Genomic DNA, 16,008 nt, shown 5'->3' on the forward strand with positions numbered 1-16,008 from the left:
ATGGAATCACTGAATGACATCTCCTGATCCAAGTGTGATCAACATCGAATGGCATGGCGATGCACTTGTAGTCATCGCATCCGGTGCAGTCGAAAATCTGAGTTGGGATATTGTCGAGCACGCTGCTGATATTGTGCTCGATCCAATCCGCCAACAAAAAGCCCCGCTGGTCGTTTTCGACATGACCCAGGTCAGCTACTTCGGCTCAGTCTTCATGGCCCTGTTGATCCGCTGTCATAAACTGGTGAAAACATCAGGCGGTGTCATGGTCCTGTGCGGAGTCCACAATCTGACTCGGGAACTTCTGCACATCACAGCTTTGGACACACTCTGGGCAATCTACGATTCTCGCGAAGATGCGTTGGAAGCCATCGGCGCGTGAGTTTCTTAAAGGAAAGGCCTCATTACTGAGGAAAATTGAGTCATGGATGAACGTCAACGAGTTTCACCTCCGGATGTCTCGGAAGACTATCCGCTCGTCACAGAGCACGAGCGGAATACGACTCAAACCACGCGGCTGGTCGAAGAGATCAAGGAAACAGCGGACAAGTTTCTGCGCGACCAAGCGACTCGTGGTGATTTGAAAATTGTTTCGCGTGCTCTTCGCGAACTCCGTTACGCTTTCAAGGTCTTCACGCCTTATCGCCGCATCCGAAAGGTCACAGTCTTCGGCTCAGCCCGAATGGCTCCAGAACATCCCGCCTATCAGGCATCGCTCGAATTCGGACGACGGATGGCCAAAGCTGGCTGGTATGTCGTCACCGGAGCGGGTGGCGGAATCATGGAAGGGGCACACGTCGGAGCTGGCAGAAAGATGTCGATGGGGCTCAACATCATGCTCCCCTTCGAGCAGGATGCGAACTACGTCATCTCGAACGATGAAAAGCTTGTGAACCTGAAGTACTTCTTCACGCGTAAACTCATGTTCGTGAAAGAAGTCCACGCTGTCGCCCTCTTCCCCGGCGGTTTCGGGACACAAGACGAATGCTTTGAAACGCTCACGCTGGTGCAAACCGGAAAGCGTGACCTCATGCCAATCGTGTTGATCGACCCACCGGGCGGCCAATACTGGCCCGACTGGAAGGAGTTCATCAGCCGGCAGATGGAAGACCACGGTTTAATCTCCCCGGCCGATCACTCACTCTACAAAATCACAGACAGCGTCGACGAAGCCTTCGATGAGATCATGAGCTTCTATTGCGTGTATCACAGCATGCGATACGTCCGGGACAAACTTTATCTGCGGCTGCATTTCGAGCCAGGTCCCGAACTCATCGATCAACTCAACACCGAGTTTGCAGACATCATCGAAACGGGGAAGATCGAAAGCACCACCGCTCACGATATGGAGAAAGACGAAGAGCACCTCGTCGACTTGCCGCGACTCGCTTTCCACTTCAATCGAAGAGATATCGGCCGACTCCGACAAATGGTCGACCGCATTAACAACTCATTCGAACTCTGCAACGTTCACAAGACTGAATCGTAAGAGCCGCTCGCATATCTCAACGACTGAGATGCTCGACTAATCGAAGAGTTTGCGATCTTGGGATCAGAATCCAAGAAAACAGTCGTTCGTGTCGAGCAAGTTCTATTAAGCAATCGGCGCGTGTTGTTACTTTGGAGACCACATGACCAGTCGTGAAGTTGGTTCTCCATCGATGATGCGGCGGACTTTCAAGACGACTGGTCCGTCATCGATTCGGGAAACAGCGTGTTCGAATTCCTCGGGAGTCGTCACCTGTTTCCGTGCCACTTCTTCAATCACGTCGTACAGTTGAAGCGACGATTCATTCGAATTATCGGCAGCTTTGTCGCCGAGACTCACAACCAATAGCCCTCGCTGAGTGGAAACATAACCAAGCTGCGAAGCAAGTTGTGCGGTGAGTTGCTCGGTCTGGTAACTGGCGTTTTGATAAATCCGCTGACCAGCCGGAACTGGCATTTGTGGAACAGCACCCTGACGCAAGTCGCGCTTCTCGGTCAGAATGACTGAGAGCGTGCGAGGCTGACCATTTCGCAGAATGACCATTCGCACCTGCTTATTCACTGGCGTCAGGCTGACGCGATTGATGAGGTCGTTCTCGTCCTGCACTTCGATCCCGTCGAAGTCGATAATCACATCATTAGCCCGCAAACCAGCAGTCGCGGCAGGTGTCGATTCCAAAACTCGAATGACTCGAGCGCCGGTAATTCGATCGAGAGATAATTCGCGGGCTTCTTCCAGCGTAAAGTCTTCATCCAACTCCACTCCGAGATATCCCCGGCGCACACGTCCGAATTCGAGCAACTGCGTCACGATGAACTGCACGAGGTTGCTGGGAATACTGAATCCGATTCCGTCGTTGCCGCCTCCTTGAGAAGCGATCGCGGTATTGATTCCGACAACTCGCCCATCAAGGTCAATGAGTGGCCCTCCGCTATTCCCCGGATTGATTGCAGCGTCAGTTTGAAGGAAGTCCTGATTGATCACTCTACGACCAGGCAGATCGAGAGATCGCCGCCCCTTGGCACTAATAATTCCCAGCGTGACCGATTGATCGAGACCAAACGGGCTGCCCATCGCCAGGACAAAGTGGCCAATATCAAGATTGTCGCTGTCACCCCATTGAGCGGGATTAATTCCAGTCTCACGGATTCGCAGAACCGCGAGATCGCTATCGGAATCTTCGATTTTCTCGTAAGGAGAGACGATCCGTCCATCAGAAAGCAGGACTCGAATATCTTGCAGCTCAGCATCTGCAACGACATGCCGATTCGTGACAATGAACGGTGTCTTGCTGCGCGGGCTGGTGATCAAGACACCGGAGCCGGTTTCCTCTGTCACAGAGTTCCGCAGTTCGCGTTCACTTTCAATGTGAACGACAGCTGGACTCGTCTGAGCAGCAACGCGAGCAACCTGCCGACCGGCGAAGTGCAGGACTTGCTGCAATTGTTCCTGCGTTGGTTGTTGAAGGTCTTCCTGGGCATCGAGCGGCCCTGAAATGATGAAGAGGCATAAACCCAGCAGGGTGACTCGTTTGATCATTTCGCAACCTGCGTTGAATCTACTCACTCGATGCTCACTCTAATCAGAGTCCATTCTGACGTCTCGAACGGTCAACTCTTGATCATTCTCTCGGGCCTGGTATTCCCAAGCGGATTCCCAGTCCCCTTCGGAACCGTCCGAATTCGGACCGCCATTGATTTCTTGCTCTCGTTGACACTTGATGCAACACGAAGTGTGCGGGAGTGCTCTGAGTCGCGCGATCGGAATCGGCTTTTCACAGTACTCGCAAGTGCCGTAAGTGCCTTGCCGGATGGCCTCAATTGCCTTTTCGATGCGATTCAGTTCGCGGCTTTCGAAAGCTGCCAACTGAGTCCCCATTTCCTGCTCAGCATCTATGAGTGATAGATCACCAAGATCTCCGGGTCCAGACCTTTCCCCGGCTGAATCGAGTTGTTCCGCCACTTTTTGTTTGAGTTCTTTTCGCTGTTCAATCAAACGCTGGTGCAGTTTCAACAGTGCGTCTTTTCTCGCCATTTCAAACCTTTCCCCGATACATGTTCAGACCTCAACGACCTCCCACTGCTGATTGGTCTGCTCTTGCGTCACTTGGTGACAAAATTGTACGTCTCGATGCGAAAAGACGAGGACAAATTCCACCACGTATCCGGAAAGCACGACTATTAAAGCAGTTATGAAAGGCAATAAAAATCCGGGAACACGTCACGGCTGACTGTACAGCGCACTTTACTCACCTCAACGGTACATTCGACCGCCGAACGGGACGAGATCCATCAATTCACTTTCGTCGTGGCGAGGTGACCGATTCCGCAGAAGCTGTGCGTCTCTCCGAATCGGATTTTCCGGAAGATTTCACCAATTCGGTGAGACTGGACCCGTCGCGCATTGCAAATGCCGCGCATCGAAGACTGTTTAGAAATCTGAACAGGTCGGACGTGTCGAGTTGTCGGCTTTCTGAAAGAACCGTTCTCATCACGCTTGTCGAGGAGAAGATGACGACGCGCCAGAGCGAATGCGCGTCGTTTCGAGAACGGGAGAACTCCTTATGGAGCAGTCGCAGCGAGTTCTCGGATGGCTGCCGCCTGTTGAGGAGTGGTCACAGCGGAACCAGTTTTTGAGAACGAGTGAGACGGTCGAAGATTCGACTGCTGCTTTGGGTAGCCAGTTCCGGTTGGCAGCGAGTGCGGAGTGGGCTCGATGGCAATCCCGTTGACGCGTTCTTCACGGAGATGTGCCAGCCAATAGTGAGCCTGTTTGAACTCTGGCTTTTTGGTGACAGCGAGCATCAAATGCTTTTCTGCTGCGTCGTAGTCGCCGATTTCTTTCAAAATCATCGCGACGTTGAAGTGAGCTTCAGCATCTCCGACTGTGCGGATGAAGTGAGGCAGGGCTGAGTCGAGATCGCCTACGTGAACGAGAGCAACTGCCAACTCAAAGCGGTAGTTGACATCTTCGGGAGCCGCCAGCATGGCTTCAGTGAGCGGTTCGAGAGCAGCTTCCCAGTTTTCCTGAGCGACGTAGAACTTGCCGAACGCATTCTGAACTGCTGCCGATTCCGGAGCGATGCGAACAGCTTTTCGATATTTTTGTTCTGCTTCGGTGTGCAGCCCGAGTTGTTGATCGATTCGAGCAAGTCCGAGAATTGCGACCACGTTCTTGGGCTCGCTATCGAGAACTTCCTCATACTTCGTACGAGCTTCTCCGTACTGCTTCATGTCTTCCATCCAGCGGGCATAAGCAACTTTCAGCCCTTCTGGATCCCGAAGTTTGTCGGGAACTTCGATCACTTCCTCTTCGTAAACAACCTGTTCGACCTTCGGCTTCTGGAATGACTTCACGAAGTTCGCCGGAGCAGTCAATGCAACGCACCCTGAAGAGCAGATCGCTGCTCCACCAAGAAAGAACACAAATACCTTGGCTAAATCGATTCGCATTACACCGGCTTCCCTGCAGTTGAACCTGGCGAACCACTCAAGCAGTATCGCCAAGCTTCGGTGAGGAGTTCTTCGCTGAGATGGAAACTCTCTCCGTTGAATCGACAGATTGCGTGAACGGCATCCAGCAAATCACGAGGGTCGCTCGATTTAGGAGGATGATCCGTGTTGTAACAGTTGGTCAACATCTGCGTGACGATCCAATCGTCGTACCGCACATGGCGTTCTTCGCACACTCGTCGGAAAATGGATCGAAACTGCTCATCCGTCGGGGGAAGAACAGGAACTTTGTGACGAACGCGTCTCAGGAACGCCGGGTCGCCCAGTTCTTCTGGACTTTGACTCGTCGAGAAGATAGTCAATTGTTCGAAGGGGATCTGGAAAATCTTCCCAGTCTGGAGCGAGAGAGTATCAACTCGCTCTTCAAGCGGCAGGATCCACCGATTCAAGAGTGCTTCAGTTGCCTCTTTCTGACGGCCAAAGTCGTCAATCAGCATCGCACCGCCATTAGCTTTCATTTGCAGAGGGGCAGAATAGTAGCCGCTCAGTTCGTTGTATTTCAGATTGAGCATTTCCAACGTGAGTTCGCCACCACATTGGATCACCGGTCGCAGAGTCTTTCGCCAACGAAGATCAACACCCAACTCATCGTGATTCTCATCCTCAGAAGGGGATTCTCGATCCGCAGCAAGGCTGTTCTCCGGCAGCGTGTGATCAACGGCTCGATGAATTGATGGGTCGAAGACCGTCACCAGTCGCTGATCGACCGTGACCGCAAAGGGAACATAGATCGTGCCTCCCGCTTGATTCATCAGATTTGCGATGGATCTGGCGAGTACACTTTTTCCGTTCCCGGCAGGCCCGAACAGAATCATCGACTGTCCGCTCAGAATCGCTGGCCCAAGTTGATTGAACAGCTCTTCCTGAACATGCAGATGATCGAATGCGCTGCGAAGATCCTCTTCCGAGAAGTCGATTTTGCGAGTCGACTGTTTCCGGCACTGTTCTGCATAATCTCGCAAAGAGACCGGTGCTGGGCCAACATATCGACACTCTTCAAAGGCGTCGCGAGTTCGACGCCGCCCGGAGTCGCTTAACGAATAGCGTCGATGCTTGGGAGCATCCGGCTCGCAGGAATCCGAAGTCAGCAAACCCTGTTGCTGCAGACAGGAAACGCCTTCTTCAACAACTCGGAACGGCAAGCGAAGTTCCTGAGCGAGTCGATTGCCCGTCAGAGCCCCATGGAGATAAACCGTTTTAAGAATCAGATCACAGAGCTGACTGAGCGAAATCCCAGTCTCTGAGAGCGATTTCGGAGGGCGAGGAGGATCGCAAGCGTCAAGCGATGACTCGTCGCGATTGGACTGCTCGGCTTTCTCCGGAATGAGCGATTGGCAAATCGCCTGCACTTCATTCACGATGCGGTCGTAGAGATCCGTCGACAGTTCAGGTCGACTCTCTGAATCTGAGGACGTAGACGCATTCTCGTTCCGACCCTCAGCGAGATTCAAATTGGGAAGTGACTCACCAGACACCACTCTACCCCGGTCTCTTTACGAACGAGGCGAGAGTTCAAAAGAACTCTCGCCCAAAGAAGATTCGTCAGCGATTGCATGAGATCTTCGGTCCGAAACTTATCCGAACTCAGATCCCCGCTTAGCCACCGGTGCTGAAGCCACCGCTGGCTCCCTCGTATTGAATGACTGGCGGCAAAGCTCCTTCTGCCGCTCCAGTGAGAATCTGCTGAACTTCAGCCGCTGGTCGTCCCAATGGATTGGTGACTCTCTGCTGAACAGGAATAGACTCGTGGCCGTTCGTCAGGTTGGCGATGCTTTTCTCGACGCTCAACAGCCGGGCACTGTTCGATGCTGTATCGAAAGATGCCTGGACATAGGCTTGTCGGTATTGAACAGGCACGTGAGAAACCAACCATGCCAGATGGTTCATCCCAGCGGAGTTCAGGCTGTTGGTCTGCGGATCGAAGTGATAATCGTAGAATGTGGTGGCAGTTTGCCATCCATTATAGACCTGCATGTCCATATAGCTTCGAACCGACTGGCGATCCTGGCACTGATAGGGATGCGGCCAGTAGTGAGCTGTGTGGTACTTGTGAACGAAGGTCTGTTCTGGCCCCACAGGACGAGCACTCACAGGCCAAGGTTTTCCGTAGTAACACTCCTGGCGAGATCCAGGAGGATCGGCAGCGCGTGCTGCGTAGTATTCTGGTGTCCCTCGACGCAGTCCGTCTTCAGAGAAGAATGGCCAGCCGGCTGAAGCGGATTGAGTCAGGCTCAATCCAGCCAGTAGTAATGCGAGACAGGAAATTCGAACCATCGTGCCACCCCTCGTATCTGCAATTGGCATCCGTATTCGTTGAGACAACGACAGCGTGTCGTTCTCAATCGGTATCGGCTACTGGTGGCACTGATCGTGATGACATTTCGGGATTTGCCAACTGTGTCATCTCGAATTCGGCGAAATCGGCGACTCCGACCTCTCATGCAGATGGCAAAGAATGACTCACATAAAGCACGCAGCCGGTGAGAGTTGTCACCGGCTGCATGTTCGAGATTGAGTTCTGTTCCGGAAAATCCAGAAAACTCTAAGCCGCACGACGAATCGTGGACTGAGAATCGGTTTGAATTTCTGTCAGCACTGCTCGAAGCGTTTCCACGACAATTCGCTGACGGTCCGCTCCGAGTTCTGCGAAAATCGGCAGAGCGATCGTTTCGGCAGCTGCACGTTCGGCTTCTGGGAAATCACCCGGCAGATAGCCAAGCGACTTGAAGCACTCTTGCAGGTGCAGTGGTTTTGGATAGTAAATCGCACATCCGACTTGTCGCTCACGCATCCGTTTGATCACTTCGTCGCGAATTTCAGAAGCGACGCGAATCGTGAACTGATTGTAAACGTGATGTCCGTTCGCTGGCTCAGTGGGAGCTTCGATCTGTTGATCGAGTTCCATCTCAGCGAACAGCTCACGGTAGCGGGCAGCGTTGTCACGTCGTGCGTCCGACCATGAATCGAGATGCTTCAGTTTGACAGACAAAACAGCAGCCTGAAGTGCATCAAGCCGACTGTTAATGCCGACTTCTACGTGCTGATAACCGCCGAGGTCGCCGTGTACGCGAATTCTTTTCAGCTTGGTGGCGAGATCTTTGTCATCAGTTGTCATCAACCCACCGTCCCCAGCTCCACCGAGGTTTTTCGTGGGGAAGAAGCTGAAGCAGCCGATCGATCCCAGCACGCCGGCTCGTCGACCGTGATAGGACGATCCAATTGCCTGAGCGGCATCTTCAACGACGGAGAGTCCGTGACCGATGGCGATTCGCCAGATCGGTTCCATCTCGGCACACTGACCGAACAGATGCACGGGCATGATTGCTTTTGTGCGTCGGGAAATCGCCATCTCGATCTGAAATGGGTCGAGATTATATGTGTGCGGATCAATGTCGACGAAGACGGGTGTCGCGCCGGTTCTGGCGATCGATCCAGCAGTCGCGAAAAAGCTGTAAGGGGAAGTAATGACTTCGTCCCCGGGTCCAATATCGAGAGCGGAGAGTGCGAGCAGCAATGCATCGCTGCCGGAAGCACATCCGATTGCATGTCGAGCATCACAATAGGCAGCCATTTCCTCTTCGAAGCTTTCCACTTCCTGACCGAGGACAAACGACTGGTTTTCGAAAACGCGTTGAACGGCAGTTTGAACCTCATCGCGGATGGTGCCGTACTGGGCAACCAGATCGATCAGAGGGACGGGTGTAGTTGAATCCTGAGAGGAGGGAATCTGGAGAATCCGTGACATTTCGCGACTCCATTCGCATTTGACAAATCGCATCGATCATCGATGGTGTTCATCGGGGAAGCTATGTTGGGATGAAATTCGTGTCAAGATGTGCACTCAGACCTCATGTTTGAGCCACAGTCTTCGGAAACAATTCGCCGAAAACACCGTTTCCAATGCTATGTTTTCGGAATTTCAAACTGAATTCCTCAACTCTTGTCGACCAATCTGAGAGCCGAACAGATTGATTGATAGAGAATTGCGTCTCACTGCCCTGACGGAAATGGCTGAGTCAATGAATGTGTCAAACTGGAACATTGTCTTCTTTGAAGATTCACTCGCACCGCAGTTTTTTCCTGTCGCATTGCTCCGTCCGGTCTTCGAACTCGTCTGCGGACATGGCAGCGTGCGTGAGCGTCTTCGACGGAGATTTCCCGAAACGGAGTGGGGCGCAATTCTTCGCCCGGAACTCCGGGAAACGTATCTCGAAACATTTCCTGATTGTAAAATTGACAACCTGAATTCGCTGCGGGAAGCCCCCACTCTCATCATCAATGGTCGATGGCTTGGTGATCCGCGCACGCTAGAAGATCTCGACGAAGGAACGTCTGGCTGGATCGATGACGAACTCGCCTGGAGTGTTTTCTCGCCGGAGGATTTGCAGCGATCGTCGGACCCATCGCTTGCGGATCAAGTCGTCGAGATTGCGAAGTCAAAACGGTCCGTCCCGACGACCGGAGAGATGATCCACTACCCATGGGATCTGATTCACTTCAATCCGCAGATGCTCAGCCTCGATTTCGATTTGAATTCCCGAGACGAACAGCAAGCGTCGTTTAATATCTCTGGGCTTGTCGGTCCGCGCGAACAGTTGTTCATTGGCCAGGGAGCTGAGGTCGATCCATTTGTCGTTCTTGACACACGACACGGTCCGATCTGGATTGAATCCGGTGCCAAGCTTCAGGCGTTTACAAGAATCGAAGGCCCCGCTTACGTCGGACGGGAAACACAAACGTTCCGCGCCAATATTCGAGAAGGTACAACGATCGGTCCGGTTTGCCGCGTCGGCGGTGAAGTTGAGGAGAGTATTCTTCACGGCTTCGCCAACAAGTATCACGACGGATTTCTCGGGCACAGCTACGTCTGTCCGTGGGTCAACCTCGGAGCGCTGACCACCAATAGCGATCTGAAGAACGACTACTCCGACGTCTCCGTCCCATTGGTCGGAGAGCGGGTCTTATCAGAATCGAACAAAGTCGGCTGCTTCATCGGCGATCACACGAAGACAGCCATCGGAAGCTTCTTCAATACGGGATCATCGATTGGCGTGATGTCGATGGTCCTGCCAGCTGGAGAGCTGCAACCAAAATTTGTTCCGTCGTACTCGCGTGTCTGGCACGGTCAGATCGAAGAATTACCGAATGGAATCGACTCGGCGATGAAAACGGCAAGAATCGCCATGGATCGCCGTAAGCAAGAACTGACACCAGCAATGCAAAAACTGTTGCAGCACACGTTTGAGATCACCCAGCCTCACCGAGACGCCGCCCTGCTCCGCCAATCGCAGCGGAGATAAGTGGAAGCTGAACGGCAATCGATCCGGGAACGCATCAGAACGGTTCGAATTTGGATTGCACTGACTCGCACGAGCAAACTCAGGTCTTTGAGGAGTGGAACCGCTCAAGCGAGTGCATAGGAAAGAGCAGCTTGCTCTAGTCAGCGACCGAAAAGATTCCCCAGTTCTCTCGAAGAAGAACCCATTCGTCTTTCCCCTTGGGAGAGTATCGAACCTGAAACTCGAACTTCTCCTGAACTCCAGCACCCGGAATGAATTCATCGAGCAAAATCCGGCTCGTCTGAAACCGAAGTGGAAAGGTTTTCGACGCTCCAGTTGTGTCGCGGATTTCGACTTCGTAGTCGAATTGGGACAGGTCATTCTCTTCGCCAAGGAGTGAGACACTCAATTCAAATCTCACGCCCGCTCTTCGTCCGACTCGTACAGGAAACACGAGATGCCGCGTCACACCACCGAAAAGCGGAGCTTTGATCGTTGGTTCAACAACAGGCCTATCGATCGGCATCGGCTCAACAGGTTGTTCGACAACCGGTTCAGGTTCGACAGAAGACTCCTGAACGGCTGCAGCCTGTTGCGTCCGTGACATTGAGATCAATTTGGCCTGTTCTTCCGCTTCACGTTGAGCAGTTCGATCCAGTTCAGGGACTGGTCGGCTGTGAGCCATGCTTGTATCGAATGCTCCGTCAAAGTCCTCACATCCGACCAAAGTCGCGACAAGCAAAATCCAACACCCGAATCGAAGCGAAGTGAAGCTCATGTCGAAAGATCCCTATCAGTTCGAAACGAAAACAGACTTGTTTTCGTGCGGAGATTCCACGCGAATTCCGCAGGGCAGCTAACGTCATCTCTCGAGACTCGTGAAACGTCGGCCTTCCAAGTCCCTGCGAAAAACACCGATCATGTCAGAGATAAGATGGTGACTTGACCAGTGGAGTCAAACCGTGCGGGAAGCTCTCGACATGGAATTCACCTCGATTTCACGGAGCCTTCATGCTTTGGCAACAGACGTTCCCAATTGGAATCTGATCCCGAAGCGTGCGTCGAAACGCTTGCAGCTTTTCAGCAGTTCGAATCAACCAATCTCGATGCTCGAACGCAGACTTGCACAAGGACTCGTATCCTTCACGAATCGAGATCGCACAGCTGAATTCTTCGTACAAGATCGGCAATCTGCGGCGATCGGGAAGCCTATTCAAGAATCTCACAGAAGTACGGTTGGCGTTTCACCAATGGCAACACCTGAGGCTGATAAATCTCGGTAAACGCCTGTGCTGTCTTGTGAACCTCCCAAGCTTCCTTCGATTCCCAACGTTCGATCAGCAAGAACGTCCCTTTTTCCTCGATGGATTGGCAGACTTCAAAACTGAGACACCCCGGTTCCTCGCGCGACAGACGACCCGCTTCGGTCAGTAACTTCGCAATGTTTTCAATTTGTGAACCATCCTGAACCGTTAGAATGACGTTAATTGCAAACATCCGACTTACCTCGCTTCGTTTTCTCGTGATTCTATTCGCTGGACGTGCGACTGGGCAGTATGCTACCGAGCACTCCCTTCATACCGGGACTGTGTTCGAAGAACAAGGCGACCCATCAACACTCAGGACTATCAGAAGAATCATCCATGTCCGCAGAATTGCTACAAAAGATCGAATCGAAAAAAGCACTGGTTGGCGTTGTCGGCTTGGGATACGTCGGATTGCCGCTGCTTGATGCGTTCATCAACTCCGGATTTCAAACAATCGGTTTCGATATCGACGATGAGAAAGTCGTCCGATTGAATCGTGGCGAGAGCTACATCAAACACATCTCGTCCGATCAGATCGCGAACTGGCGAGAGAAGAAACAATTCGAAGCGACAAGCGACATGTCGCGATTGTCAGAAGCAGATGTCATTCTCATCTGTGTTCCGACTCCTCTGAACGAAAGCCGCGACCCCGACCTGTCTTACGTGACCGGAACCGGAGAAGAGATTGCCGCAGCCCTTCGTCCGGGACAACTGGTCATTCTCGAGAGCACAACATACCCGACGACGACACGCGATGTCCTCGTTCCCGTTCTGGAAAAATCCGGCCTCAAAGTCAGCGAAGACTTCTTCGTCGCTTACAGCCCGGAACGCGAAGATCCAGGCAATATCGATTACTCAGCTGCCAAGATTCCAAAAGTTGTGGGTGGAATCGACGAGCAAAGCCTGAAGTTGGCGACCGCCCTTTACGGTCACGCAGTTGTGGGAATCGTCCCGGTTTCATCGCCTGAAATCGCGGAAGCTGCCAAGATTCTCGAGAACACTTACCGCGCGGTGAACATCGCTCTCGTTAACGAATTGAAGGTCCTTCTGGACGGCCTCCACATCGATATCTGGGAAGTAATCGACGCCGCCAAGACAAAACCGTTCGGATTCCAGGCATTCTATCCCGGACCGGGACTCGGCGGACACTGTATTCCGATCGACCCGTTCTATCTGACTTGGTTGGCCCGTAAGCAGGGACTGACAACTCGCTTCATCGAATTGGCTGGGGAAGTCAACTCGAGAATGCCTGAGTACGTCATCGGCCGCTTGTCAGAGTTCCTCAACGATGCTGGCAAACCAGTTCGAGACAGCAAGATTTGTGTCCTCGGAGCGGCTTACAAGAAAGACGTCGACGATCCGCGTGAGAGTCCTTCATTCGTCCTCATGGAACTTCTGCTGAAGTGGGGCGCGGATCTCTCTTACAACGATCCACACGTTCCACGCATTCCAAAAATGCGACACCACGACCTTCCCGATCTCCGCAGCCAGGAACTGACTCCTGAATTCCTCGCTGAACAGGACTGCGTGTTGATCGCTACGGACCACTCTGCGTATGACTACGACCATATCGTCAAACATTCGCAACTCGTCCTCGACACTCGAAACGCAACCAAGGGCGTGACAGAGAATCGCGAGAAGATCCGTAAGGCATAGCGGATTACATATCATCGCCTGACGACATTCACACAACGCCGTATTGATATCAATACGGCGTTGTTTTCATTGATGGCTTCCGTGCGTTGCACTACGCTGACTTGCTGAGAACACTGCTTCGACTGCATTTCAGTTATTGAACAACCTCTCACCAGATTGCGAATTCTCTCCTGAATGATTGAGCGTTCATCGAATCTCAGGACGACCAGCAACGCAGCAATGCTTCTGCTTCTGATATTCGCTCCGGCAGTTCTCTTGGCCTCGACGCCAGTCGAGGAATCTTCGTCAGCGTTTGAAATTCAAGGAGTCGTGCTCGACTCAGGAACGCTTGGCCCTTCCGCAGAACTCTCCGAGCAAATTGTTCGACTCATTGCGGTCGAAGGAACAGCCCAGCGTTTTCGCGAAGTCGACCGCGTTACGACCGATTCCAATGGTCGCTTTCGGTTTCAAGCAAGTCGACCACCGACCGAGACTCACTTCAACCGATTGAGCTATCTCGTTCTCGCCACTCTTCCCGATGGAGGATTCGGAGAAACTCATGTCCGCGAACTGACTCGCCCGGACAATCTGACGATCAGAGTCGCTCGCAAGACGGCATTGCTTCGCGGACGGGTAGTGGATGAAGAGGGGAACGCCGTTGCCGATGCCCACATTCGCTATAGCTTATTGAGCGGCGAAACACTCGATGGATTGCCGGAAACAACAACTAACGAGAACGGCCTGTTTCTCTTACCGAGACTTCCAGCAATCGACGGAACGCGCGGACAGCCGGGCTCGATCACTCTCTGCTTGGATCACTCACGTTATCCGAGAACGTTCGTACGAATTCATAAGTGTCCCGACATCCGAACGATCACTCTCCAACCGGGATGCGAACTGACCGGCTCAGTAACGTTGAATGAAGATGCTCCCCTCGACGGACTCGAAGTCATAGCTGTCCGCAACGATCCGATTCCCGATGGGACGACTCAACATCAGAATGTCCACGCCCTGACGGATGAGCTCGGTCACTTTCGAATGGTTGTCCCGCCCGGTCGCTATCACTTGCAACTGAATGAAGACGAAAAATGGGTTGCCCCGGCATTGATGAACATTCAGTGTCCGCCTGAGACGTCGAAGTCTCTTCCTCCCCTCGTTGCAGGAAGAGGTAGCTGGATCGAAGGAACGGTCGTCAACTCAGTGTCGGAATCACCGCTCGCAAGAACGCCTGAAGGCGCTCTTCTGCAAATTGGGCTGGAAGGGCCGCATCGCCCGAGAGGGAATCCGCAACGGCCCATTCCGCTTTGCACGGTCGATCCCGAGGGACGATTCCGATTGCGAGTTGCCCCCGGAAGGCAGTTCCCGTACCTGCTTCATCCCGACGGAGAACGAACCATCTGGAACACTCGTGAACAGCCTCCAGTCACCGTACTGGACAGCGAGCAGGCGGAAGTCGAACTCAGCTTTCGTCCTCATCGTTCTGCTTCGGAGTTGTACGACGAGACGATGACGTTTCTCGATCAGCTTCCAGAAAATTCTGAAGAGAGAACGCGAAGCATTGTGAGGCGGCTGCGGCAATACAACTTTATCACTCACGAAGCCGACGCCTGGGCTCCTCTCTTGCGAGAGTTGATCCTTATCGGCTCGCCAGCGGTTCCACATATTTGCGAAGAACTGGAAACGACCGGTCAACAGCGAATGCTGAGGCGACTGGTATTCGCACTTCGCGGAATCAATGATCCGAACTGCGTCCCGACTCTTATTCGCATTCTTCCCCGAACACTTCAACGGAGCATCAGTCCCTCTGAACTGAGCGTTGACGATCGCACGCTCCTCGAATTCATGTCTCGCCGAGACTGTTCGAACGAAGTTTTCAGTTCGACGTTTCAACTCGCTCCGCCGCTTCAAGAAGTGCTCAGTGCGCTGGAGACAATGACGCAACACAGCGAGGAAACGAGTTGCCTGACCAAACTTCACCTCTCATCGGATGATCATGCAAACGTATTTGCCACAGCCCGATTCGCGCAGGCAGCCACAAATTGGGCGAGTTGGTGGAATGCAAATTCTGATCAATTCTCGATCGATCCCTTAAATCGAACAGTCGCCCTGATCCCGACACCAATGATTGATGTCGAGAGTGTTCCCTTCGACGGGAAGCTGTCTTCCGACGCAGAGGGTGGGCCCCTTTATCGTTCACTCTGGCTCAACCCAGTGACGGCGACGAACCGAGCAGACTGCTTCTTCGATTTAGATACACGCTGTGTTATCTCAGCACCTGCAGACCTGAAGTTCGATACTCACGATCCAACATCACTGCAAACTCTCATTCAATGGGGCAGAGATCACGGAGCGGACATCGTATGCTTAATGACAACGACGACCGACGGACGAGAGACTCCGTCTTTGAAACTCATTGATTCGCGAGCTTGGGAAATCGGGACTCCTGCCGATCAGATGGCCCGGTGGATCAATGTCGGTCAGCTTCCAACGGGACGGCCGGTCGACGAACTTCTGCACTCGCGGGAATCGGATTCCGATGTCCTGACGACGAGGGAGAACTCAAACTTCCTCTGTCTCACGTCAGAGAAAGGACTGGGAGTCATCACACTGAATCTTGTTCAAAGTCGTGAAGCGAATGCTGGCCATTGGCACCAAGTGAGAATCGGGTTCGACCTTGCGGTGATCTACCGCTAGAGCAAATTGCTCTTATCTGTGTGCTCGCTTGCACTCTTTCATCAGATCAAAAACTGAGTTTACTCGGGCGAGTGAGTGCAAGCCAAAACAGA

At 52.8% G+C, this 16,008-nt stretch carries 13 protein-coding genes; 5 read left to right on the plus strand and 8 right to left on the minus strand.

Going from position 1 to position 16,008, the window contains the following annotated elements; all coding sequences use genetic code 11:
- Positions 1 to 13 precede the first annotated feature (13 nt).
- Together AB1L42_RS04165 and AB1L42_RS04170 are read left to right on the plus strand one after the other, a co-directional pair.
- Entirely contained in the window at positions 14 to 382 is a 369-nt protein-coding gene (locus tag AB1L42_RS04165) for an STAS domain-containing protein (protein ID WP_146511840.1), read from the plus strand.
- 42 nt (positions 383 to 424) lie between these two features.
- Positions 425 to 1,489 (plus strand): LOG family protein, encoded by a 1,065-nt coding sequence (locus AB1L42_RS04170; protein WP_367051518.1) that lies wholly within the window; start codon positions 425 to 427, stop codon positions 1,487 to 1,489.
- Between the two features lie 126 nt (positions 1,490 to 1,615).
- Here the strand turns inward: AB1L42_RS04170 and AB1L42_RS04175 are convergent, their stop codons facing one another.
- The 6 genes from AB1L42_RS04175 to AB1L42_RS04200 all read right to left on the minus strand — a co-directional run bounded on the left by AB1L42_RS04175 (position 1,616) and on the right by AB1L42_RS04200 (position 8,746).
- Positions 1,616 to 3,028, minus strand: coding sequence for a trypsin-like peptidase domain-containing protein (locus AB1L42_RS04175; protein WP_367051520.1), 1,413 nt, complete (start codon positions 3,026 to 3,028; stop codon positions 1,616 to 1,618).
- Between the two features lie 39 nt (positions 3,029 to 3,067).
- Complete coding sequence (locus AB1L42_RS04180) at positions 3,068 to 3,523, minus strand: TraR/DksA C4-type zinc finger protein (protein ID WP_367051522.1); 456 nt, start codon at positions 3,521 to 3,523, stop codon at positions 3,068 to 3,070.
- Positions 3,524 to 4,050: 527 nt separating this feature from the next.
- Positions 4,051 to 4,941: a tetratricopeptide repeat protein gene (locus AB1L42_RS04185; RefSeq protein WP_367051524.1), complete on the minus strand. Its 891-nt coding sequence runs from the start codon at positions 4,939 to 4,941 to the stop codon at positions 4,051 to 4,053.
- Positions 4,941 to 6,476: an ATPase gene (locus AB1L42_RS04190; RefSeq protein ID WP_367051526.1), complete on the minus strand. Its 1,536-nt coding sequence runs from the start codon at positions 6,474 to 6,476 to the stop codon at positions 4,941 to 4,943. The genes AB1L42_RS04185 and AB1L42_RS04190 overlap by 1 nt, the downstream gene beginning before the upstream one ends.
- Before the next feature lie 121 nt (positions 6,477 to 6,597).
- The gene (locus AB1L42_RS04195; RefSeq protein ID WP_367051528.1) at positions 6,598 to 7,275 is read right to left on the minus strand and encodes a hypothetical protein; all 678 of its coding nucleotides are present in this window, start codon (positions 7,273 to 7,275) and stop codon (positions 6,598 to 6,600) included.
- 268 nt (positions 7,276 to 7,543) lie between these two features.
- The gene (locus AB1L42_RS04200; protein WP_367051530.1) at positions 7,544 to 8,746 is read right to left on the minus strand and encodes a DegT/DnrJ/EryC1/StrS family aminotransferase; all 1,203 of its coding nucleotides are present in this window, start codon (positions 8,744 to 8,746) and stop codon (positions 7,544 to 7,546) included.
- A 274-nt stretch (positions 8,747 to 9,020) separates the two neighbouring features.
- Here AB1L42_RS04200 and AB1L42_RS04205 point away from each other — a divergent pair, with 274 nt between their 5' ends.
- The gene (locus AB1L42_RS04205; protein ID WP_367051532.1) at positions 9,021 to 10,301 is read left to right on the plus strand and encodes a putative sugar nucleotidyl transferase; all 1,281 of its coding nucleotides are present in this window, start codon (positions 9,021 to 9,023) and stop codon (positions 10,299 to 10,301) included.
- Between the two features lie 136 nt (positions 10,302 to 10,437).
- Here AB1L42_RS04205 and AB1L42_RS04210 read toward each other — a convergent pair whose 3' ends face one another.
- Entirely contained in the window at positions 10,438 to 11,058 is a 621-nt protein-coding gene (locus tag AB1L42_RS04210; protein WP_367051534.1) for a hypothetical protein, read from the minus strand.
- A gap of 431 nt (positions 11,059 to 11,489) precedes the next feature.
- The gene (locus tag AB1L42_RS04215; RefSeq protein WP_367051536.1) at positions 11,490 to 11,777 is read right to left on the minus strand and encodes a putative quinol monooxygenase; all 288 of its coding nucleotides are present in this window, start codon (positions 11,775 to 11,777) and stop codon (positions 11,490 to 11,492) included.
- A gap of 146 nt (positions 11,778 to 11,923) precedes the next feature.
- Between AB1L42_RS04215 and AB1L42_RS04220 the strand changes: the two genes are divergently transcribed.
- Positions 11,924 to 13,243, plus strand: coding sequence for a nucleotide sugar dehydrogenase (locus tag AB1L42_RS04220; protein WP_367051538.1), 1,320 nt, complete (start codon positions 11,924 to 11,926; stop codon positions 13,241 to 13,243).
- Positions 13,244 to 13,462: 219 nt separating this feature from the next.
- Positions 13,463 to 15,916, plus strand: coding sequence for a carboxypeptidase-like regulatory domain-containing protein (locus AB1L42_RS04225; protein WP_367051540.1), 2,454 nt, complete (start codon positions 13,463 to 13,465; stop codon positions 15,914 to 15,916).
- Positions 15,917 to 16,008: the final 92 nt, after the last annotated feature.

Source organism: Thalassoglobus sp. JC818 (assembly GCF_040717535.1).
Lineage (GTDB): Bacteria > Planctomycetota > Planctomycetia > Planctomycetales > Planctomycetaceae > Thalassoglobus.

Excerpts from the sequence above, each read along its gene's own strand:
- AB1L42_RS04165 (WP_146511840.1), top strand. The coding sequence starts at position 14 with ATGACATCTCCTGATCCAAGTGTGATCAACATCGAATGGCATGGCGAT.
- AB1L42_RS04170 (WP_367051518.1), top strand. The coding sequence starts at position 425 with ATGGATGAACGTCAACGAGTTTCACCTCCGGATGTCTCGGAAGACTAT.
- AB1L42_RS04175 (WP_367051520.1), bottom strand. The coding sequence starts at position 3,028 with ATGATCAAACGAGTCACCCTGCTGGGTTTATGCCTCTTCATCATTTCA.
- AB1L42_RS04180 (WP_367051522.1), bottom strand. The coding sequence starts at position 3,523 with ATGGCGAGAAAAGACGCACTGTTGAAACTGCACCAGCGTTTGATTGAA.
- AB1L42_RS04185 (WP_367051524.1), bottom strand. The coding sequence starts at position 4,941 with ATGCGAATCGATTTAGCCAAGGTATTTGTGTTCTTTCTTGGTGGAGCA.
- AB1L42_RS04195 (WP_367051528.1), bottom strand. The coding sequence starts at position 7,275 with ATGGTTCGAATTTCCTGTCTCGCATTACTACTGGCTGGATTGAGCCTG.
- AB1L42_RS04200 (WP_367051530.1), bottom strand. The coding sequence starts at position 8,746 with ATGTCACGGATTCTCCAGATTCCCTCCTCTCAGGATTCAACTACACCC.
- AB1L42_RS04205 (WP_367051532.1), top strand. The coding sequence starts at position 9,021 with ATGAATGTGTCAAACTGGAACATTGTCTTCTTTGAAGATTCACTCGCA.
- AB1L42_RS04210 (WP_367051534.1), bottom strand. The coding sequence starts at position 11,058 with ATGAGCTTCACTTCGCTTCGATTCGGGTGTTGGATTTTGCTTGTCGCG.
- AB1L42_RS04215 (WP_367051536.1), bottom strand. The coding sequence starts at position 11,777 with ATGTTTGCAATTAACGTCATTCTAACGGTTCAGGATGGTTCACAAATT.
- AB1L42_RS04220 (WP_367051538.1), top strand. The coding sequence starts at position 11,924 with ATGTCCGCAGAATTGCTACAAAAGATCGAATCGAAAAAAGCACTGGTT.
- AB1L42_RS04225 (WP_367051540.1), top strand. The coding sequence starts at position 13,463 with ATGCTTCTGCTTCTGATATTCGCTCCGGCAGTTCTCTTGGCCTCGACG.